The sequence below is a fragment of the Terrabacter sp. MAHUQ-38 genome, from assembly GCF_014518425.1.
In the GTDB taxonomy this organism is placed as follows: domain Bacteria; phylum Actinomycetota; class Actinomycetes; order Actinomycetales; family Dermatophilaceae; genus Terrabacter.
Map to the genome: position 1 here is coordinate 910,155 of NZ_JACVCU010000002.1, position 20,830 is coordinate 930,984.

General features: G+C 71.7%; 19 protein-coding genes. 15 read left to right on the forward strand and 4 right to left on the reverse strand.

Annotated elements, in window-relative coordinates; translation table 11 throughout:
• Nucleotides 1-84 precede the first annotated feature (84 nt).
• Nucleotides 85-849: a DUF5995 family protein gene (locus H9I49_RS11125; RefSeq protein WP_188030380.1), complete on the forward strand. Its 765-nt coding sequence runs from the start codon at nucleotides 85-87 to the stop codon at nucleotides 847-849.
• 15 nt (nucleotides 850-864) lie between these two features.
• On the opposite strand, the gene H9I49_RS11130 is transcribed toward H9I49_RS11125, so the two are convergent.
• Complete coding sequence (locus H9I49_RS11130; protein WP_188030381.1) at nucleotides 865-1,221, reverse strand: ArsC/Spx/MgsR family protein; 357 nt, start codon at nucleotides 1,219-1,221, stop codon at nucleotides 865-867.
• Between the two features lie 157 nt (nucleotides 1,222-1,378).
• Between H9I49_RS11130 and H9I49_RS11135 the strand changes: the two genes are divergently transcribed.
• From H9I49_RS11135 to H9I49_RS11180, 10 genes are all read left to right on the forward strand, one after another.
• Complete coding sequence (locus H9I49_RS11135) at nucleotides 1,379-1,852, forward strand: methylglyoxal synthase (RefSeq protein WP_188030382.1); 474 nt, start codon at nucleotides 1,379-1,381, stop codon at nucleotides 1,850-1,852.
• A gap of 363 nt (nucleotides 1,853-2,215) precedes the next feature.
• A complete protein-coding gene (ltnD, locus tag H9I49_RS11140; RefSeq protein ID WP_188030383.1) occupies nucleotides 2,216-3,160 on the forward strand; it encodes an L-threonate dehydrogenase in 945 nt (314 codons plus the stop codon).
• A gap of 1 nt (nucleotide 3,161) precedes the next feature.
• A complete protein-coding gene (gene otnK, locus H9I49_RS11145; protein ID WP_188030384.1) occupies nucleotides 3,162-4,442 on the forward strand; it encodes a 3-oxo-tetronate kinase in 1,281 nt (426 codons plus the stop codon).
• A complete protein-coding gene (locus tag H9I49_RS11150) occupies nucleotides 4,439-5,155 on the forward strand; it encodes an aldolase (protein WP_188030385.1) in 717 nt (238 codons plus the stop codon). Before otnK ends, H9I49_RS11150 begins: the two co-directional genes overlap by 4 nt.
• 124 nt (nucleotides 5,156-5,279) lie before the next feature.
• Nucleotides 5,280-6,590 carry an MFS transporter gene (locus H9I49_RS11155; protein WP_188030386.1) on the forward strand — a complete coding sequence of 437 codons (1,311 nt, stop codon included), beginning with the start codon at nucleotides 5,280-5,282 and terminating at the stop codon, nucleotides 6,588-6,590.
• 43 nt (nucleotides 6,591-6,633) lie between these two features.
• On the forward strand, nucleotides 6,634-7,437 hold the full coding sequence (otnI, locus tag H9I49_RS11160) for a 2-oxo-tetronate isomerase (RefSeq protein ID WP_188030387.1): 804 nt from the start codon (nucleotides 6,634-6,636) through the stop codon (nucleotides 7,435-7,437).
• Entirely contained in the window at nucleotides 7,434-8,492 is a 1,059-nt protein-coding gene (gene denD, locus H9I49_RS11165; protein WP_188030388.1) for a D-erythronate dehydrogenase, read from the forward strand. The genes otnI and denD overlap by 4 nt, the downstream gene beginning before the upstream one ends.
• A 9-nt stretch (nucleotides 8,493-8,501) precedes the next feature.
• Nucleotides 8,502-9,233 (forward strand): FadR/GntR family transcriptional regulator, encoded by a 732-nt coding sequence (locus H9I49_RS11170; RefSeq protein ID WP_188030389.1) that lies wholly within the window; start codon nucleotides 8,502-8,504, stop codon nucleotides 9,231-9,233.
• A gap of 194 nt (nucleotides 9,234-9,427) precedes the next feature.
• Entirely contained in the window at nucleotides 9,428-10,318 is an 891-nt protein-coding gene (locus H9I49_RS11175; protein ID WP_188030390.1) for an alpha/beta fold hydrolase, read from the forward strand.
• 23 nt (nucleotides 10,319-10,341) lie between these two features.
• Nucleotides 10,342-11,679, forward strand: coding sequence for a phosphoribosyltransferase family protein (locus tag H9I49_RS11180; RefSeq protein ID WP_188030391.1), 1,338 nt, complete (start codon nucleotides 10,342-10,344; stop codon nucleotides 11,677-11,679).
• Here H9I49_RS11180 and ychF read toward each other — a convergent pair.
• Both ychF and H9I49_RS11190 read right to left on the reverse strand, forming a co-directional pair.
• The gene (gene ychF, locus H9I49_RS11185) at nucleotides 11,676-12,761 is read right to left on the reverse strand and encodes a redox-regulated ATPase YchF (RefSeq protein ID WP_188030392.1); all 1,086 of its coding nucleotides are present in this window, start codon (nucleotides 12,759-12,761) and stop codon (nucleotides 11,676-11,678) included. The two genes, H9I49_RS11180 and ychF, sit on opposite strands and share 4 nt — an antisense overlap.
• A gap of 85 nt (nucleotides 12,762-12,846) precedes the next feature.
• Nucleotides 12,847-13,689, reverse strand: a complete 843-nt coding sequence (locus H9I49_RS11190; protein ID WP_188030393.1) for a thioesterase family protein — start codon at nucleotides 13,687-13,689, stop codon at nucleotides 12,847-12,849.
• A gap of 142 nt (nucleotides 13,690-13,831) precedes the next feature.
• Here H9I49_RS11190 and H9I49_RS11195 point away from each other — a divergent pair, with 142 nt between their 5' ends.
• The 4 genes from H9I49_RS11195 to H9I49_RS11210 all read left to right on the forward strand — a co-directional run bounded on the left by H9I49_RS11195 (nucleotide 13,832) and on the right by H9I49_RS11210 (nucleotide 19,705).
• Nucleotides 13,832-14,554, forward strand: coding sequence for a M15 family metallopeptidase (locus H9I49_RS11195; protein ID WP_188030394.1), 723 nt, complete (start codon nucleotides 13,832-13,834; stop codon nucleotides 14,552-14,554).
• A gap of 104 nt (nucleotides 14,555-14,658) precedes the next feature.
• A complete protein-coding gene (locus H9I49_RS11200) occupies nucleotides 14,659-15,903 on the forward strand; it encodes a DNA recombination protein RmuC (RefSeq protein WP_188030395.1) in 1,245 nt (414 codons plus the stop codon).
• Nucleotides 15,904-16,205: 302 nt separating this feature from the next.
• Entirely contained in the window at nucleotides 16,206-17,774 is a 1,569-nt protein-coding gene (locus H9I49_RS11205; protein WP_188030396.1) for a substrate-binding and VWA domain-containing protein, read from the forward strand.
• A 221-nt stretch (nucleotides 17,775-17,995) separates the two neighbouring features.
• Nucleotides 17,996-19,705, forward strand: a complete 1,710-nt coding sequence (locus H9I49_RS11210) for a substrate-binding and VWA domain-containing protein (protein ID WP_188030397.1) — start codon at nucleotides 17,996-17,998, stop codon at nucleotides 19,703-19,705.
• A gap of 30 nt (nucleotides 19,706-19,735) precedes the next feature.
• Here H9I49_RS11210 and H9I49_RS11215 read toward each other — a convergent pair whose 3' ends face one another.
• Entirely contained in the window at nucleotides 19,736-20,770 is a 1,035-nt protein-coding gene (locus H9I49_RS11215) for a 4-hydroxy-3-methylbut-2-enyl diphosphate reductase (protein ID WP_188030398.1), read from the reverse strand.
• Nucleotides 20,771-20,830 lie beyond the last annotated feature (60 nt).

A 20,830-nucleotide genomic window follows, 5' to 3' on the forward strand; every position in this document is an offset into this window, starting at 1 on the left:
CGGGACGGCCGGATTCGACTGACGCCGTGCGACTCCCGCCCCAGAATAGGAGCCGAGCAGCGTGGCGGTGAGGAGATTGCGACGATGACCGAGGGCGTGCACGGACGGACGATCTCCGACGTCGTCGACCGGATGACGTCGCTTCTCGACGCCATGCCCCCGCACCTGGCGGCGCGGCGTACGTTCCTCGCCACCTACCTGCGCACCACCCGCGCCGTGTCGGACGCCATCGAGGGCGCCGCCTTCGAGGACCCCGCGTGGGTCGAGGCCTGGGACGTCGTCTTCGCGGACCTCTACCTCGATGCCCTGGACGCAGATCTCGTCGCCGATCCGACGCGGCCGGCATCCCGTCCCTGGCGGCTCGCGTTCGCCGCCCCGCCGGACCTGCCGGCCCTGCGCCAGGTGCTCCTCGGGATCAACGCGCACATCAACTACGACCTGCCCCAGGCCCTGCTCGCCGTCATCAGTGACGCCGAGTTCGCCGATCCGAGGGTGGTCGAGAAGCGGCGGCGCGACCACGAGCGCATCGACGCGGTGCTGGCCGGCAGGGTCGCAGCCGAGGACGACGAGCTGGCTGCGCAGTCGGCGAGGAGCACGGTCGACCGCCTGCTCACCCCACTCAACCACCGCGCCTCCGCGCGTTTCCTGCGCGAGGCGCGCAACAAGGTGTGGCACAACACGATCGAGCTCCAGCGCGCCCGCCTTGCGGGCCCGGAGCCGTATGCCGTCCGGCTCGCCGAGCTCGAGGTGCTCAGCGCCGCACGGATCGCCGACCTGCTGGCGCCGGGGCAGGTGCTGCTGCGGCTCGCGGCTGCCGGGTTCGGCGTCCGCCTACCGCCGGAGGCGTGAGGCGCCCGCAGCGGGTCACGGCGCGAGGAAGGCGACGACCCGCTCCTTGGGTCGTCCGATGATCGCGCGGTCGCCCCTCACGACCACCGGGCGCTGCATGAGCCGGGGATGCTGCGTCAGGACCGCGACGACCTGCTCGCGCGTCTCGACGTCCGCGTCGGTCAGGCCTACCTCGCGGAAGTGGGCGTCCCGCCGGACCAGGTCGGTCGGGGCGTCCTCGAGCTTGTCGAGCAGGTCCTCGAGCTGGGCTGCGTCGAGCGGGTGGCGCAGGTAGTCCACGACGTCCGCGGTCACCTTCGCCTCGCCGATGCGCTCCATGGCGGCACGGGAGGTGGAGCAGCTCTGGTTGTGCAGGATCGTCACGTCGCTCATGGCCCGACCCTAGCCGTGGCACTCGCCCACCACGCCTGCCCTGTGCACCCACCGGGCACCCGAGGCACCGCAACGTGGGGCTCACGCCGGCGCAACCGGCCCGACACGTCCGTCGGGCACGGTGGGGTCACCAGGCCCCCATCCGAAGGGCAGCACCATGGACACGACCGAGCGAGGGATCGCCCTCGTCGCCCACGACAACAAGAAGCCCGAGCTGCTCCGCTGGGCCGCATTCAACAGTGAGACGCTCGCCCAGCACAGGCTCTTCGCCACGGGCACGACCGGAACGCTCCTGCAGTACGAGCTCGGCCTGCCGGTGACGCGGCTGCTCAGCGGACCCGTGGGCGGCGACCAGCAGATCGGTGCACGCATCGCCGAGGGCACGATCGACCTGCTCGTCTTCTTCTGGGACCCGCTGGAGCCACAGCCGCACGACCCGGACGTCAAGGCGCTGCTGCGCGTGGCCGCCGTCTGGAACACGGCCGTCGCGTGCAACGTGGCGAGCGCGGACCTCATGATCTCCTCGCCGCTCCTGTCAGGGGACTACACGCCGGTCCGCCCCGACTTCGGCGACCGAATGCTGACGAGCGACATGTCCGGGAAATCCAACGGTCCCACCCTCGTCGCCTGACCCGACACCACCGTCACTCCGGGTGCCGACATCGTGTCGCTCATTGACGCAGCCCACCGGCAACGGAGCCGTGGCGGGAGTCCTGCGGGCTCGAAGGGCTGATCGCCGCAACCATCCAGCCACGGCGGGGTGCATGCGGCCGTCCGCACATGAAAGAGGCGCCGATCCGCTCGGGGGTTCGGATCGGCGCCTCTTCTGTCCCTTCAATCGGTGCCCGCCGAGCTCGCGTCACACGCTCACGAACAGGTTGTCGCGCGGCGATGTGATGTAGATCACAGTGCGCCACGCTATTCATCAGGTCATACTATGACCCAATAACCTGAGCAATCAGAGACCGAAGTCGATGGAGACGGAGCGCGCGACATGCACGATGCGACGAGGACGACGCAGACCCGGGTCGGGGTCATCGGGCTCGGGGCCATGGGCTCCGGCATGGCGGCATCGGTGCGACGCGCGGGGTATCCCGTTGGGGTCTTCGACGTGCGCCCCGAGGCCGCCCGGGCGTTCGCCCGAGACGGCGGCACGGCCCACTCCTCCCCCGCCGAGCTCGCGGCCAGCGTCGACGTGCTCGTCAGCGTCGTCGTCAACGCGGCCCAGGTCGAGGACGTGCTCTTCGGCACGGACGGCGCCGCCGACCACCTGCCCCAGGGTTCCGTCTTCGTCATGTGCTCGACGGTCGACCCGAGCTGGTCGGTGGCGCTCGAGGAGCGCCTCGCCGAGCGCGGCGTCCTCTACCTCGACGCTCCCATCTCCGGCGGCGCCGTCAGGTCGGCCGCCGGCGAGCTGACCATGATGACGTCCGGTTCCCCTGCGGCGTACGACGTGGCCGGGCCGGTGCTCGACGCCATGAGCACGACCGTCTACCGGCTCGGTGACCGCGCGGGCAACGGGTCGAAGGTCAAGATCGTCAACCAGCTGCTCGCGGGCGTCCACATCGCCGCGGCAGCGGAGGCCATGGCGCTCGGCATCAAGGCGGGCGTCGCCCCCGAGGACCTCTACGAGGTCATCACGCACAGCGCGGGCAACTCCTGGATGTTCGAGAACCGGATGGCGCACGTACTCGCCGGTGACTACACGCCCCTCTCGGCCGTCGACATCTTCGTCAAGGACCTCGGCCTCGTGCTCGACGCCGCCGGGCCCACCCGCTCGCCGCTACCGCTCGCTGCCACCGCGCACCAGATGTTCCTCCAGGCATCGGCCGCGGGCCTGGGCCGCGAGGACGACAGCGCCGTCATCAAGATCTTCCCCGGAATCGAGCTGCCGACGCCCGCCGTGGACGCCGACGCCGTCGACGGGCTGGGGGCCTGACATGGCGGTCCGACTCGGCTGCATCGCCGACGACTTCACGGGCGCCACCGACCTCGCGAACAACCTCGTGCGCGCAGGCATGCGGGTGGTGCAGACCATCGGCACCCCCGACGGGTCAGCGGCCGACATCGCCGACGCCGACGCCGTCGTCATCGCGCTCAAGTCGCGCACGGTGCCTGCCGCCGAGGCGGTCGCGCTGTCACTCCAGGCCCTCGACTGGCTCCGCACGGCCGGGGCCGAGCAGATCTACTTCAAGTACTGCTCGACGTTCGACTCCACGCCGGCCGGCAACATCGGGCCCGTCACCGAGGCCCTCATGACGGCGCTCGGTACTGACTTCACCGTCGCGACGCCGGCGTTCCCGGACAACGGCCGCACCGTGTTCAAGGGCCACCTCTTCGTCGGTGAGATGCTGCTCGAGCACAGCGGCATGCGGCACCATCCGCTCACCCCGATGACCGACTCCAACCTCGTGAACGTCCTTGCGGCACAGTGCTCCTCCCAAGTAGGCCTCATCGACCACCGGGTCGTCGCCGACGGGCCCGACCCGGTTCGAGGCCGCATCGAGCAGCTGCGCTCCGCCGGCGTTCGCATCGCCGTCGTCGACGCCGTCAGCAACGACGACCTCCTGCGGCTCGGGCCGGCCCTCGCTGGCATGCCGCTCGTGACAGCCGGTTCGGGCGTCGCCATCGGCCTGCCGGCCAACTGGGGCATCGCGCCCTCGGACGGGGCCGCGCTGCTGCCCCCGGCCACGGGCCGACAGGCCGTGGTCTCGGGGTCGGTGTCGGTCGCGACGAACGGCCAGGTCGTCGACTATCTCGGCCGCGGGCTCCCCGCCTACACCGTCGACCCGCTGCGCATCGCGGCCGGTGAGGATGTCGTCGGCGCGGCTCTCGACTACGCCGACGCGCACCTCGATTCCGGGCCGGTGCTCGTCTACTCCACCGAACAACCGGAGGCCGTCCGCTCGGTGCAGGGCCGCCTCGGCGCAGCCGAGGCCGGCGAGCTGGTCGAGCAGACCCTCGCCGGCATCGCCCGTGGGCTCGTGCAGCGCGGCGTCCGCCAGCTCGTCGTCGCGGGTGGAGAGACCTCCGGCGCGGTGGTGCAGGCGCTCGGCGTCGACCGGCTGCGTATCGGCGAGCAGATTGACCCCGGCGTGCCCTGGTGCGCGGCGCCTCTGCCCGGCGGCGACACGCTTCACGTCACGCTCAAGTCGGGCAACTTCGGCACCCCCGACTTCTTCACCAAGGCCTTGGCCGCCCTCGACAGGAGCAAGGCATGACCAGCCACGCCGTCGACGAGACCGCCACGGCGACAAGCAGGCGCACCGAGAGCGTCGACGTCGTGGCCACGGCCCGCACCGAGATCGTGCGGGTGGGCCGGAGCCTGCACAGCCGCGGCTACGTGCACGCGAGCGCCGGCAACCTCAGCACCCGCGCCGGCGAGGACGTGCTCATCACGCCGACCGACGCTACCCTCGGCTTCCTCGAGGCCGACCGGATCTCCGTCGTCGCACCCGACGGACGGCAGCGCTCGGGCGACCGAGCGAGCAAGACCCTCGCCCTGCACCGGCGCATCTATGCCGGCTCGGCCGAGGCCGGGTTCGTCATCCACACGCACTCGACGCACCTCGTGGCGCTGACCCTCTCGGGGGTCTACCAGCCGGGCGACATCCTGCCCCCGCTCACGCCGTACTACGTCATGAAGGTCGGCCACGTGCCGCTCATCCCCTACCACCGCCCGGGGCACCCCACGGTCGTCGACCTCGTCGAGCGGGCGATCGCGGATGCCGCTGAGCGGGGGGCCCCGATCCGCGCCGTCATGCTCGAGCGCCTCGGGCCCGTCGTCTGGGGCCCGACCCCCGACGCCGCCATGGCCGTGCTCGAGGAGCTCGAGGAGACCGCGCGGCTGTGGCTCCTCACCGACCGACGGCCGGAGCCGCTCCCGCCCCACGCCATCCGTGAGCTGAGGGACACCTTCGGCGCCCCGTGGTGACCACTCCGACCGACCGTCTCGACCCGCAAGATCTTCCGCACCACGAGCACACCCCGCACCGCCTGCAGCACCCAGCACAGCTCGTCCCCACACCTCAGGCATCCTGAGCGACAAGGAGGTCGCAATGTCCACGTCCGTCTCCCCTCCCCTACCCGCCGTCGACCAGCAACGCGAGAACGCGGTGTTCCGCAAGGTCATCCTTCGGATCGTCCCGTTCCTCATGCTCTGCTACGTCGTGTCCTACCTGGACCGCGTCAACGTGGGCTTCGCCAAGCTGCAGATGTCGTCGGACCTCGGCTTCAGCGAGGCTGCCTTCGGCCTCGGCGCCGGCCTCTTCTTCATCGGCTACTTCATCTTCGAGGTGCCCTCGAACGTCCTGCTGCAGAAGGTCGGCGCGAAGATCTGGATCGCCCGCATCATGATCACGTGGGGCCTGGTGTCCGGTGCCTTCATGTTCGTCAACAACGAGGCCACGTTCTACCTCCTGCGCTTCCTGCTGGGCGTCGCCGAGGCCGGCTTCTACCCCGGCGTCATCCTCTACTGCACCTACTGGTTCCCGTCGCAGCGCCGCGCGAAGGTGATCGCCCTGTTCATGTCGGCCATCCCGGTCGCCGGCATCTTCGGCAACCCGCTGTCGGGCTGGATCATGAACACGTTCGACGGCGTCAGCGGACTCGAGGGCTGGCAGTGGATGTTCGTCCTCGAGGCGGTCCCCGCGCTCGTCATCGGCGTCGTCACGCTCTTCTACCTCGACAACAGCGTCCGCAGCGCGACCTGGCTCGACGAGTCGGAGAAGCAGGTCGTCGAGCGCGCCATCCGCGAGGACAGCGCCCACAAGGAGAACCACGGACCGGTGTGGGCGGCCTTCAAGGACCCCAAGGTCTGGCTCATGTGCGGCATCTACTTCTGCTTCGTCATGGGCCAGTACGCCCTGACGTTCTGGATGCCGACGTTCGTCAAGTCGACGGGCATCGACAACGCCCTGACGATCGGCGTGCTGAGCGCCATCCCGTACGTCGTCGCGCTCGTCGCCATGAACGCGTTCGGCTGGTCGGCCGACAAGCGGCGCGAACGTCGCTGGCACCTGGTCATCCCGGCCCTCCTGGGCACGGTCGGCTTCTGCTTCACCGCGCTGTGGAGCGGCTCGACCATCCTGTCCCTCGTCGCCCTGTCCGTGGCCGCCGCCGGAGTGCTGACGTGCGCCCCGCTGTTCTGGTCGCTGCCGACGTCGTTCCTCGGCGGCGCGGCCGCCGCCGCGGGCATCGCCGTCATCAACTCGGTGGGCAACCTGGCCGGCTTCGTCAGCCCCTACATGATCGGCTCGATCAAGGACTCCACCGGCTCCATCCACCTGCCGATGTATGTCCTCGCTGTCGTGCTCGCCATCGGCGCCGCGGCCGTGCTCACCACCCGCAAGAGCCTCGTCAACCGCTGACGTCGCGCCCCACCGACGACCGCCTCCGCACGAAGGAGCAGCAGTGCCCAGATTCGCCGCCAACCTGTCGATGATGTACGTCGAGCACGACTTCCTCGACCGGTTCGCCGCCGCAGCAGCTGACGGCTTCACCGGGGTCGAGTACCTCTTCCCGTACGAGCACTCCGCAGCCGAGCTGCGCCGGCGTCTCGACGAGAACGGGCTCGAGCAGGTGCTCTTCAACGCTCCCCCGGGTGACTGGGCCGCCGGGGAGCGAGGGATCGCCTCGCTCCCCGGCCGCGAGGCCGAGTTCCGAGCCGGTTTCGCCAGCGCGCTCGAGTACGCGGCAGCGCTCGGCTGCCCGCGCGTTCACGTGATGGCGGGGCTCGTCCCGCCGGGCACGGATGCCGTCGACCGCCGGCACCGCTGGCACGTCTACGAGACGAACCTAGCCTGGGCGGCCGCACACGCCGCCCAGGCCGGGGTCGACGTGCTCGTCGAGCCGATCAACCAGCGCGACATGCCGGGCTACCTCATCTCCCGTCAGGGCGAGGCCCACGAGCTCGTGCAGCGTGTCGGCGAGCCGAACCTCAAGGTCCAGCTCGACCTGTACCACTGCCAGATCACCGAGGGGGACCTGACGACCACGCTCCGGCGCGACCTGCCCACGGGCCGGGTCGGGCACCTGCAGGTGGCCGGCGTGCCCGACCGCCACGAGCCCGACGCCGGAGAGCTCGACGTGGCCCACCTCTTCCGCGTCGTCGACGACGTTTGCCACGACGGGTGGATCGGCTGCGAGTACCGACCCAGAGGAGGCACCAGCCAGGGTCTCGGCTGGCTCGCCGCCTGGCAGGGGGCGTCGGCATGAGGGTGGTCATCACCGGCGGCTTCGGCTTCGTCGGTGCGCAGCTCGCAGCCGAGGTGCTGCGCCGCGGAGCCTTCGGCGGGGCGTCGTTGACCGAGCTGGTGCTCGCCGACCGCTTCGTGCGCGATGACCTGCCCCTGACGGTCGACGGACGCGTCCGCGTCGTCGAGGGCGACCTGCTCGACTCGCTCGACGACGTGTTCGCCGAGCCGGTCGACGCCGTCATCCATCTCGCCTCGGCAGTGTCGGCAGAGGCGGAGGCCGACTTCGACCTCGGCATGCGCGCCAACCTCGAGACCACGTCCGCGCTGCTGGCCGCCGCCCGCCGCCAGGGCGAGGCCGGGGGCCCGGTCCCCGTCGTCGTCTTCTCTAGCAGTGTCGCCGTCTACGGCTCGGATGCCGCCCTCCCGCTCCCCTCGCCCGTCACCGAGGCGACCCTGCCCACGCCGCAGTCGAGCTACGGCGCGCAGAAGTACGTGTGCGAGCAGCTCATCGCCGACTACACGCGCAAGGGCTTCATCGACGGCCGGGTCACTCGGCTGATGACCGTCGCCGTGCGACCCGGCAAACCGAACGCGGCCGCCTCGGGCTTCCTCTCGGGCATGGTGCGCGAGCCGCTCGCCGGCATCCCGTCGGTCGTCCCCGTCTCACCCGGGCTCGCCGTGGCGCTTGCCTCCCCCCGTGCCACGGTCGAGGGCATCCTCACCGTGGCCGAGGCAGAACGCGGCACCGGACCGGGGAAGCTCGAGGGACGGCTGCCGGTCAACCTGCCGGCGCTCACGGTGACCGTCGAGCAGATGCTCGCCACACTGCGTCGGGTGGCCGGCGACGCCGTGGCCGACCTCGTCACCTTCGGCCCCGACCCCGGCGTCGAGGCCATCGTCGGGTCCTGGCCGGCCCACTTCGACAACGCCCGCGCCCACGCGCTCGGCCTCGAACCCGACCGCGACTTCGAGGCCGTCGTGCGCCAGTACCTCGCCGACCGCCCCGACGCCGTCGAGGTGCCTCTGCCCGACCCGCCTGTCGTGCGCACCGACAGGGCACGGGTGCCCCGATAGACTTCGATCGTGCTGTCCAAGGTGAGTGGCCCCGTCAGGCTGGCCGACCGGGTCGCCGTCCAGCTCACCGAGGAGATCCAGTCCGGACGCCTCGCGGTGGGCGACAAGCTGCCCACCGAGGTCGAGCTCGTCAAGCAGCTCGGGGTGAGCCGCACGGTCGTGCGTGAGGCGGTGTCGCAGCTGCGCAACGCCCGCCTCGTGGAGGCGCGTCAGGGCCTCGGAGTCTTCGTGATGGCACCCCGGATGGCGCCCCTCGACCTTTCCCTCGACGTCTCGGAGACCAAGGCCAAGGTGCTGCAGATCGTCGAGGTGCGGCGCGGGCTCGAGGCGGAGACCGCGGCGCTCGCCGCCACCCGCGTCAACGCTGACGATGTGCGGCGGATGCGCGAGGCGCTTGCCGACATCGACGCCGCCGCCGAGGCCGGTGGCGACGGCGTCGCCGAGGACCTGCGCTTCCACCGCGCCGTCGCCGAGGCCACCGGCAACCCGTACCTCGTGGCCACGCTGGGGTACCTCGGTGAGGTGATGCGCAGCGGCATCCGCATCACCCGGGCGAACGAGGCCCGCCGCGCCGACTTCATCCAGCAGGTGCGGCGCGAGCACCACGCCATCGTCGACGCCATCGAGGCCGGCGACCCCGTGGCCGCCGAGGCGGCTGCGCGGACCCACATGGAGCACGCCGCCGAGCGTCTCCAGGACGCCGACGACCGGTTCTGGACCGAGGCAGCCACCGCCCTCTAGGCGGGCGACCGCGGGCTCGGGCGGCCCGCTGACCGGTCCGGGCAGCGTCATGCGGCGCAGGCCACTCCGGTCAGCACCCTGGGGGCCAGAACGCACCGGGCCGGCTCCAGGAACGGGGTTTGCGCGTTGCGGAAGGCTCGCGGCCCCGGCGGCGTTAACCTGCGAGTAGGGGGAACCGGGAGCAAGGAGGCGCCGTGGACCCGCTGGTGCCGCAGCGACTGGCGCTGCACGGCCACGAGCTGTCGTTCATCGACAGCGGCGAGGGCGATGCCGTGCTGTTCGTGCATGGGCTCCTCGGGTCGCACACCAACTGGGCGCACCTCGTCGACGAGCTCGACGACGACCACCGGGTCGTCGTGCCAGACCTCTTCGGGCACGGAGCCTCGGCCAAGCCCGAGGGCGACTACTCCATCGCGTCACATGCGGCGACCCTCCGCGACCTGCTCGATCGGCTCCACATCGACCGCGTGACGATCGTCGGACACTCACTCGGCGGCGGCATCGCCCTCGAGTTCTGCTACCTCTTCCCCGAGCGCGTCGAGCGCCTCGCGCTCGTCGGCAGCGGCGGCCTCGGTCGCGAGGTCAGCCCCGCCCTGCGCGCCGCCACCCTGCCGGGCGCCGAGTGGGTGCTACCCGTCATCGCGTCACCTTGGGTGCGCGGGCGCGCCGCGACGGTCGGCAGAGCGCTGACGCGTGCGGGATGGCGCGCCAGCCACGACATCCGGGCAGCCTGGGAGGGCTTCATCTCCCTCAGCGACGCCGACAGCCGCCGCGCCTTCCTCGCGACGACCCGCGCCGTCCTGGACCCGGGCGGCCAGCGCGTGACGGCCAGCGACTACCTCCCGGACCTCGTCGGCCTGCCCGTACTCGTCGTGTGGGGCACCCGGGACTACGTGATTCCCCCCGCCCACGCCGCCCGGGCCGCCGAGTCGATCGCCGGGTGCCGCGTGGTCCTCTTCGATGGCGCCGGCCACTTCCCGCACCTCGACCAGCCCGAGCGGTTCGCCGAGGTGCTGCGCGACTTCATCGCCACGACCGCTCACGCTGACGACCTGCACCCGGAGCGCCAGGCCCCTGCGAGCTGACGCCCCACCCGGTGGTGATGGACATGACCAGGTTCACTGACCGCAGCGACGCGGGTCGGCAGCTGGCGCGCCGCCTGGAGCACGTGCGCCACGCTGACCCGGTGGTGCTCGCCCTGCCGCGAGGCGGGGTGCCGGTGGCCCACGAGGTCGCGGCGTGGCTCGATGCGCCGCTCGACGTGCTCGCCGTCCGCAAGCTGGGGGTCCCTGTGCATCCTGAGCTCGCCATGGGCGCCATCGGTGAGGGCGGAGCCCGCGTGCTCGACCCTGCCCTCATCCGCCGGCTGGGAGTGACCGAACAGCAGGTGGAGGCCGCCGAGCGGCGGGAGCGCGAGGTCCTCGCCGCACGGGCTGAACGGCTCCGTGCTGGTCGGCCTCCCGTCGACCTCACCGGCCGCACGGTCGTCATCGTCGACGACGGCATGGCCACCGGCGCCACCGCGCGCGTCGCCTGCCACGTCGCTCGCGCCCGAGGTGCCGCGCGCGTCGTGCTCGCCGTCCCCGTCGCCGCCGCGAAGGTCGCGAAGGGTTTCGTGGAGGCCGACGAGGTCGTGGTGGTGGACACGCCACCCCATTTCCGTGCCGTCGGCCTGCACTATGCCGACTACCGGCCGACGACGGACGCCGAGGCCGCTCGGCTGCTCGCTGACCCTCACCGCCAGGCGCCGCCGGGGCCCGCGGACCCGGCCACCGCCGACCACTCGGCCGAGTCCGCTGGGGCCTCCGAGATCGACTCCGACGTCGAGGTCGTCGCCGACGGCGTGGCCCTGGGTGCGCACCTGACCGTCCCGGCCGATGCAGACGGAGTCGTCCTGTTCGCCCACGGGTCCGGGAGCAGCCGGCACAGCCCGCGCAACCGCTTCGTCGCGGCCACGCTCCACGACGCCGGCCTCGGCACGCTGCTGCTCGACCTGCTCACCACGGAGGAGGATGCCGATCGCGCGAAGGTCTTCGACATCCCGTTGCTGGGTCGTCGTCTCCTCGCGGCGACCGACTGGGTCCTCTCGGAGCGTCCCGACACCGCTGCGCGGCTCGGGTACTTCGGGGCGAGCACCGGCGCCGGCGCAGCGCTGTACGCGGCGGCCATCGCCGGTGACACCGTCGGCGCCGTGGTCTCGCGCGGTGGAAGGCCCGATCTGGCGATGGAGTGGCTCGACCGAGTCACCGCGCCGACCCTGTTCATCGTGGGGAGCCGCGACCCGGCCGTGCTCGCACTCAACGAGCAGGCACAGGCACGGATGCAGTGCCCGACGCGACTCGCAGTGGTGCCGGGGGCGACCCACCTCTTCACCGAGCCCGGAGCGCTCGAGCACGTGGCCGCGTTGGCGTGCGACTGGTTCGGCAGCCACGGCCGGACCACCTAGACGTTGAAGCGGAACTCCACGACGTCGCCGTCGGCCATGACGTAGTCCTTGCCCTCGATGCGGACCTTGCCCGCGGACTTGGCGGCGTTCATCGACCCGGCCGCGACGAGGTCGTCGAACGAGACGACCTCGGCCTTGATGAAGCCGCGCTGGAAGTCGGTGTGGATGACGCCGGCAGCCTGCGGCGCGGTCCAGCCCTTGCCGATCGTCCAGGCGCGCGACTCCTTGGGGCCGGCCGTGAGGTACGTCTGCAGGCCGAGCGTGTGGAAGCCGGTGCGGGCGAGCTGGTCCAGGCCCGACTCCTCCGCGCCGAAGCTCTGGAGCAGCTCGAGGGCCTCGTCGGCCTCCATCTCCATGAGGTCCATCTCGAGCTTCGCGTTGAGGAAGACGGCGTCGGCCGGAGCCGCAAGGTCGCGCAGCGACGCGTGAAGCTCCGTGTCGGCGAGCTGGTCCTCGTCGAGGTTGAAGACGTAGATGAACGGCTTGGTGGTCAGCAGGCCGAGCGACTTCGCCGCGGTCAGGTCGACCCCGGCCCTCGGCCCTGCCGCATACAGCGTGTGGCCCTCCTCGAGGACCTTCTGCGCGGCCTGCGCGAGCTCGAGCGCGGCCTTCTTGTCCTTGTTGATCCGCGCCTCCTTCTCGAGCCGCGGCACGGCCTTCTCGAGGGTCTGCAGGTCGGCGAGGATGAGCTCGGTGTGGATCGTCTCGATGTCGCTCGCCGGGCTGACCTTGCCGTCGACGTGGACGACGTCGCCGTCCTCGAACGCACGCACCACCTGGCAGATGGCATCCGCCTCGCGGATGTTGGCCAGGAACTTGTTGCCGAGCCCCTCCCCCTCCGAGGCGCCGCGGACGATGCCGGCGATGTCGACGAAGCTCACCGTCGCCGGGAGCACCTTGTCCGAGCCGAAGATCTCGGCCAGCGCGCCAAGCCGGTGGTCGGGCAGCGGCACGACGCCGACGTTGGGCTCGATCGTCGCGAACGGGTAGTTCGCGGCGAGCACGTTGTTCTTGGTCAGCGCGTTGAAGAGCGTCGACTTGCCGACGTTGGGGAGACCGACGATTCCGATGGTGAGTGCCACGAGGACAAGAGTTTAGTGGCGTTCGGGCGGGCTCCCGACCACGCCGGCCGGATGCCGGGTGGCCGGGCTCGCACCGGTCGCCCGGTCAGGCGCGTGGCGGACGCACGCCGCAGAGCTGGCGGGACTGGGCCACGAGGTTGCCGTCGGAGTCCCAGATCATCGCGTCCTCCTCCATCATCCCGCCGCCGAGCGTCTCGCTCGAGAGCGAGACCCGCAGCCAGCCCGGCGCGGGGCGACGGCGGACGTGGCCGGTGAACTCGAGCGTCGGTGTCCAGCCGAAGAGTCCGAGGTCGAACGCCACGGGTGGCAGCGCGTCGAGTGCCATCATGAGCATCGTCGTGTCGGGCTCGCGCCCGTCGCGCAGCCGCAGCCAGCCGCGCATCACGCCGCGCATCGAGGGCTTGCCGAGGGCCCAGCCGGCGGTCGTGGGGTCGAGCCGCAGGTCGAGGCGCTCGAGGAACTTCGCGTGGGCGAGGAAGTCAGGCGGTGCCTGCTCGGCGGACAGGCACTGCTCGGGCGGGGGCAGGTCGGGCGCGCCGGCCTGGCGCTGCACGTCGAGGTCGGTGAGGTTGCCGAAGGACCCGATCGCGCGCATCCGCTCGACCGGCCGGCCGTCGTCGCCCGGCTGGTGGATCGTCATCTGGCCGGTCGAGAGCTTGCGACCACATCGCATGACCTCGGTCGTCACGATGAAGGGGCCCGGCTGCGACGCGGTCATGAAGTACGCCGACAGCACCACGGGGTCGACGTGCTGGGTGGTCTCGGTCGGGTCGGCGGCCAGGTGCTCCCCTAGTGCGCGCAGCGCGGCCGTCATGACGAGGCCGCCGTTGACGGCGTTACCGATCATCCACTCCTCGTGGAACGTACCGCGCCGTCGGGTCGGGTCGTCGCCGGTCTCCAGCCGAATCGCATCGTCGTACTCGCTCACGGGTCATGGTCTAGCAGACCGCCACGGCTCGAGGCCGCCCGGGGACAACGTTCCCGGCATCTCGAGGCGTCTCAATCCTGTCCGCAGCGTGCCGGAAGAGCACAATCGAGACATTCCACACGGCCCGACCAAGGAGGAACCCATGAGCGTCTCCCACCGGCGCGCAGGTATCGGCCTGACCGCCGCCCTCGCCACGGCCCTGACCGTCACGGTCGCGGCGCCCCCCACGGGCCCCGGCCCGTCCGCCTCGCCGTCTCCTGCCACGGTCGATGCCGTCCCGGTCGCCGCCGTGGCCGCGACCACCGACCCGATCCGGGCGACCGCGCGTCCGGTCACCGCCGCCGACGTGCGCTACACGTGGCGTTCCGGCTGCCCGGTCGGGCCGAGCCGGCTGCGCGTCGTCGAGATGAACTTCCGTGGGTACGACGGCACGATCAGGCGCGGCATGCTCATCGTGCGCTGGGACAAGGTCGGCCAGACCGCGGCCATCTTCCGGGCCGCCTACCTGGCCGGGTTCAAGATCCGGCGCATGGACAACCCGAACCGCTGGTACGGCAACGACGAGGAGATGATGAAGGCGGACAACACGTCTGCCTTCAACTGCCGTCGGGTCACCGGCAACACCTCGCGGATGTCGCCGCACTCCTACGGCACGGCCATCGACGTCAACACGATGCACAACCCGTACAAGGCGGCGAACGGCGTCTGGTACCCGCCGAACGGCCTGCGCTGGGTCAACCGCAACCTGCGCGACCCGGGCATGATCTGGAGCTGGTCGACCATCACCAAGCAGGTCATCTCGCGTGGCGGGCTCTGGGGCGGCTACTGGACGTACAAGGACTACCAGCACTTCGAGCTCGGCTGACGCGGTCGCTGACTCCAGCAGGCGGCCCTGGTGGGGCCGGCGGCCAACGCCGGGCAAGCGCGTCGGTCCCGGCTCCTGTCGGCGGCGTCTGGGACGGTGAGCGCATGGACACCACCGCGCTGCTGGTCGGCCTCGTCGTCGGAGGCCTGCTCGGCGCTGCCCTCGCGTGGCTCGCAGCCCGCTCGGCCCTCCTGGCCCGCTCGGCAGCGGCTGAGGCCGAGCGCGACGTCCTGCGCGAGCGTGTGCTCGACCTGGAGTCCGCTCGCGCCCTCGACGACACGACGGCCAGCCTGCTGGCGCCGTTGCGTGACACCATCGGCCGCGTCGAGCGTCAGGTGGGTGCGCTCGAGCGCGACCGGTCCCAACAGTTCGGCCAGCTCGGCGAGCGCCTCACCGAGGTGAGCCGGTCCACCGAGTCGCTCCGCTCCGAGACGGCGACCCTCGCGAGCGCCCTCAACGCCTCGACGGTCCGCGGCGCGTGGGGCGAGGTCCAGCTGCGTCGCGTCCTCGAGCTGTCCGGGCTCATCGCGCGCTGCGACTTCGACGAGCAGGTCACCCGCGTCACCCGGGACGGCGCGACGGTCCGTCCCGATGCGGTCATCAACCTCCCCGGCTCGCGTCACGTCGTCGTCGACTCGAAGGCGCCGATGGCGCACTTCCTCCAGGCCCACGGCGACACCGTGTCCGATGTCGAGCGAACCGAGCTGCTCGCCGCCCACGCGACCGCGCTGCGCCGGCACGTCGAGGGACTCGCGGGCAAGGCGTACTGGACCGCGTTCACCCGCTCCCCCGAGGTCGTCATCTGCTTCGTCCCGGGCGAGGCGATCCTTGCCACCGCCCTCGCGGACGACCCCGGCCTCTATGAGCACGCCCTGTCCCGCAAGGTCGTGCTCGCCTCCCCCGGCACGCTCTTCGCCGTGCTGCGCACGATCGGTGCCATCTGGCAGCAGGACGCCCTCGAGCAGAACGCGCGCGAGCTGCTGGTGATCGGGCAGGATCTCTACGCCCGGCTCACGACGCTCGGTGGGCACGTCACGACGATGGGCCAGTCCTTGGCGCGTTCGGTCGAGCAGTACAACAAGTTCGTCGGCACGCTCGAGTCGCGGGTGCTCGTCACGGCGCGACGGATGCACGAGCTGCACCTCGCGAGCGAGCGCCCTCCCACCCTGGAGCCGCTCGAGGTCGCGCCCCGCTCGCTCAGCGCCCCTGAGCTCACCGAAGACCTGGGCCGAAGCGCCCGTGACGCCGCATTCCTCGAGCGGGCGACCCGCCCGACGGCTTCGCGGCACGAGGAGAGCCCGGCCGACGACCCAGCCCGCACCGCGGACGGCCACGAACAGTCCGCCTGACGGTGCCGGTTCCGTCCACGTCTTGCGCCTGGCGGGGCACGGCTCCGGGTCCGCCAGGCGGGCGAGCCGGCGATGACGGATATGTCTGATGTGTCCGGGAAGTGGACACCTGCTGAAGCGCCACGGACAATACGCCCCGTGGGATCGAGCAGAGCGTGACCGGGGCGGGGGGCCCGGGTCCGGAGGACCTTGACGCGCCGCGGCGCAGGATCGGACCGTACGAGCAGAGCCTGCGCGAGTCGCGCGCACGCGTCGAGGCGTCCGCGCGCGCGCGTGCCCGGAGGCGGCGCAGGACCCGTGTCGTGGCGTCTCTCGCAGCCCTCGTCGTCGCCGCGGGTCTCGGCTACGGCGCCTTCCGCTACCTCGGCCACGTCGGCAACGACCAGGTGCCGACCGCCCTGCCTGCGGGAGCGGCCCAGCCGACGTCGTGCAGCGACCCCGTCAAGGTGCGCATCTCGGCCGCTCCGGCGATCGCCCCTGCCGTTGCGGCAGCCGCCCAGGCACTCGCGGCCAGCCCTGACGGCCCCTGCGCCGCCTACAGGATCGAGGCCGAGGAGCCTTTCGCCGTGGCGGGCTCGCTCGCCGGTTCCGGACGCCCCGACGGATGGATCACCGACTCAACCGTCTGGATCGGGCGCGCCGACGCCGTCTCGGGCTCCACGGTGCAACCCGGCGCGCCCTTCGCGTCGAGCGCCGTGCTCGTGGCGATGAAAGACCAGTCCGCGGCCGCGCTGGGGAGCCGGCTCGGCTGGGCGGACCTGCTCGGCGGCGCCGTCCAGATGCGCATCCCTGACCCGAACCGCTCGGCGATCGCTCGGGTCGCCCTCGGGGTCGCGTCGGCGTCCCTGCCCGAGGCGAAGGTCCGCGCGCTCGCCACGACGTCGGCCCCCCACGCGACGGGGAGCGTCTCCCTCGACGGCATCGCGCACGCCGACGGCGGCGTCGGGGCGGTCGTCTCGCAGGCCCAGCTCGTCGCGTGGAACACCGTCCACCCCGACGAGGCCCTCGCCGCGGTGGCTCCGACCGAGGGCGCACCAGCGCTCGAGTACTCCTTGGTGCCGCTCACGACGGATGCCACGAAGGCGCCCTTGGTCCGAGCCCTCCAGGAGCACCTGAGGTCCGAGACGACGCGAAAGATCCTGCACGACAGCGGATTCCGCACATCGGACGGTGAGCCCACGGACCCTTCTCCCCTCTACGGCGAGATCCGCGTCGAGGGTGGCGCGGAGGGCCCCGCGCTCGACCGAGCCGCGGCCCTCTGGAACGCGGCGGCGAAGAAGACACAGGCCCTCATGGCCGTCGACGTGTCCGGCTCGATGCTCGAGCACACTGACGCCGGCACGCGCCTCGCGATCCTCCAGAAGGCGACCGTACGCTCGGCAGCCGCCGTCTCGACGACAACAGTCGCGTCGCTGTGGGTCTACTCGCTCCATGTCGGCAACCGCGGTGACGACTACCGTCAGCTCACCGACTACGGCAGCCTCGGCGTCAGCAAGAACCTCGGCGCCCTCGACGAGGCCGTGGCCAGCCTCGACTCGTTCGTCGGCGGCGGCAGCGGACTCTACGACACGATCGCAGCGGCGTACGACCGTGCCAAGAGCCGCTGGAAGCCCGGCTGCGCGAACACGCTCATCGTCGTGGCCGACGGTCCCAACGAGGACGACTACGGCCTCACCCTCGGCCAGCTCACGACGCGACTGTCCGAGGCGAAGGACCCCAAGCGGCCGGTCCGGGTGGTGGTGCTCGGCATCGGCGACCGCGTCGACGCGAAGGCCATGCAGCAGGTCGTGGCGAGCACGGGCGGGCAGTACGTCGCGTCTGACTCGGTCGCGGAGCTGCAACCGGTCCTCACGACGGCGCTCGGCGGCTAGCGCCCCTCCACTCAGGGGCGAACGTTCGGTGAACAACGGGCGCCGTCAGGGTGAAGCGGTCGAGTGGCAGTCAACCGCGGGACGAACGTGTTACACCGAATTCGCCTCTGTCGCAACCGATTCAACCTGCGCGAGCCAGTGGTGCGATGCGCTCCTTCGAGGGTGCCCGCCATTCGGCGACCGTTTGGGCGCGCCGGGACCGAGGCAACATACTCCCGGTCGTGACGACCGAAGGCCACCAGAGCGACGACCGAGGCGGCGACCAGCGTTTCCCACCTCCGCCGCCGCAGCGTCGGGTGGGGCCGTACGAGGCATCCCTTCTCGCGAACAGGGAGCGCGCCGAGCGCGCCGCCCGGCAGAGCCTGACGCGACGGCGGCGCACGCTGGTCGCCGTCGGCGCCGTGGCGACGGCGGTCGTCGTGGCTGCAGCTCTCGGTGCGCGGACATGGCTCGGCCGCCCCGGATCGAGCACCGTGGCCGGCATCGCGCCGGTCGCCACGGCACAGAGCCACGTCCATCGCGGCTGCCCCGAGCCGCCCATGCTGACCATTGCCGTGCCCGAGGCGCTGGGGACGACATTCTCCGACCTTGTCGACGGGTTCCAGGCCCTGCCCGACGCGCCCTGTGCGAGCTTCACGGTCGTGCCCCGAGCGTCGAGCGCCGTTGCCCAGTCCCTCGCCGGCCCGGTGCGGCCCGATGCCTGGGTCACCGATGCCGCGCTCTGGCTCGACCAGGCGAACCATCGTGCCGGCCTCGGCCTCCTGGCGGACGAGCCGTTCGCCACCTCACGGGTCGTGCTCGCCGTGCGGCCGGAACCGGCGCCCGGAGCTGCCGTGTCATGGGCCGGCCTCGCGGCGGGCGGGATCCCGGTCACCATCCCCGACCCGGCGACGTCGACCGCCGGCCTCTTCGCCCTGGCCGCCGCCGCGGGGCGCTGGTCCTCGCCGCAGCTCGCCGAGGTGGCTGCCAGGTCGCGGCAGCTGTTGCCCGGGGAGTCGGCGCTCGGGGTGTTCGCCGACCCCGACACGGACGCGGCGGCACCGGTCGCCGAGGCGGAGCTCGCCGCCTACAACGCCGCGAACCCGTCGGTCCACCTGGCAGCCGTTGTGCCGTCAGACAGGGTGGCTCCGCTCGAGTACGCCTTCGTGCCCGTCGCGGACGGCACCGTGGCGTCCAGGGTGCTGCGCTCCCTCGCTGACTACCTCGGCTCCGATGCCGCACGTGCGGTCCTCACCCGACACGGCTTCTCCGCACCAGGCGCTGCTGCCTCGCCCGCGCCACCGACCCCCGGGGCGGCCGACGCGCTCCGTGAGGAGTGGGCCGCCGTCGACCCTGCCCCACATGCGGTCGTCGCGCTCGACGTCTCTGCCGCGAGCCTCTCGCGCCTCGACGGCGAGACGATCCTCGACTCACTTGCCGAGTCGACCCAGCTCGCGGTCGCGTCGTTGCCCGACCGGTCGAGCGTCGCCCTGTGGTACTTCGCCCAGCACCTCGGACCGCGCGGCGAGGACCACCGCGTCGTCGCCGACAGCGGCCCGCTGACGGCACCGGCCCAGATCCAGACCATCGCCAGGGGTCTCGGCGGCATGTCGGGTGTCGTCGGCGGCGACCGAGGCCTCTACGACACCATCGAGGCGGCGCATCAGGCCGCGGCGGCCAATGCTTCTGCGGGACGCCCGAGCACGGCTGTCATCGTCACGACCGGACCGAACGACGACGACTTCGGCGCCTCGCTGGGCGCGGTCAAGTCCGCGGTCGCCAAGGCCGACCCCGCGCGACCCGTGCACCTCGTCATCGTCGGGATCGGGACCAAGCCCGACGCCGCCGTACTCGCCGAGATCGCGAAGGCAGGCCGTGGTCAGTACATCGCGGTGACGAAGCGCGAGGAGCTGGCCGCCGCGCTCACCCGAGCGCTGTCCGATCCCACCTGAGCCGCGGTCTGGCGCGGTCTGGCCGGGGGTCTAGTGGAGTGAGCCGGCGTCCTCGAAGGCCGCGTCGTGGCGCACCGTGCCGACCTCCTCGCCCCTGCGGGCCTTGAGGTCGCGACGCAGCTCGTTGGGCAGTGAGAAGAGGAGCGACTCCTCGGCGGCGATGACCGCCTCGACCTCGCCGTAGCCGCGCTCGGCAAGCCAGGCGAGGACGTCACGCACGAGCACCTCGGGCACGCTCGCGCCGGACGTGACACCGACAGTGGTCACGCCCTCGAGCCACTCCTCCTGGATCTCGTCGGCGAAGTCGACGAGGTGCCCGTCGCGGGCCCCGTGCTCGACGGCGACCTCGACGAGGCGCACGGAGTTCGACGAGTTGCGCGACCCGACGACGATCATGAGGTCGGTGTCCTTGGCCATCTGCTTGACGGCGAGCTGGCGGTTCTGGGTGGCGTAGCAGATGTCGTCGGAGGGCGGGCTCTGCAGCGCGGGGAACTTCTCCTTGAGTCGCGCAACCGTCTCCATCGTCTCGTCGACCGAGAGGGTCGTCTGGGAGAGCCACACGACCTTCTCCGGGTCGCGGACCGTGACGTTCTCGACGTCATCGGGGCCGTCGACGAGGGTGATGTGCTCCGGAGCCTCGCCGGACGTGCCGACGACCTCCTCGTGCCCCTCATGGCCGATGAGCAGGATGTCGAAGTCGTCGTCGGCGAACCGGACCGCCTCGCGGTGCACCTTCGTCACGAGTGGGCATGTCGCGTCGATCGTCTTGAGGCTGCGGGCCCTCGCCTCCTCGTGGACGACCGGGGCCACGCCGTGCGCCGAGAAGATGACGGTCGCGCCCTCGGGCACCTCGTCGGTCTCGTCGACGAAGATCGCGCCGCGCTTCTCGAGGGTGGTGACGACGTGCCTGTTGTGCACGATCTGCTTGCGCACGTAGACGGGTGGCCCGTAGAGCTCGAGCGCCTTCTCGACCGTCACGACGGCGCGGTCGACGCCCGCGCAGTAGCCGCGCGGTGCAGCGAGGAGGACCTTCTTGTCGGACGACTGGTCGGCTGGCTCGCTCATGGGGTCCATCGTACGGGGGCATCAGATCGCTCCCGACCCGCCGCCCGGGCGCGCAACACC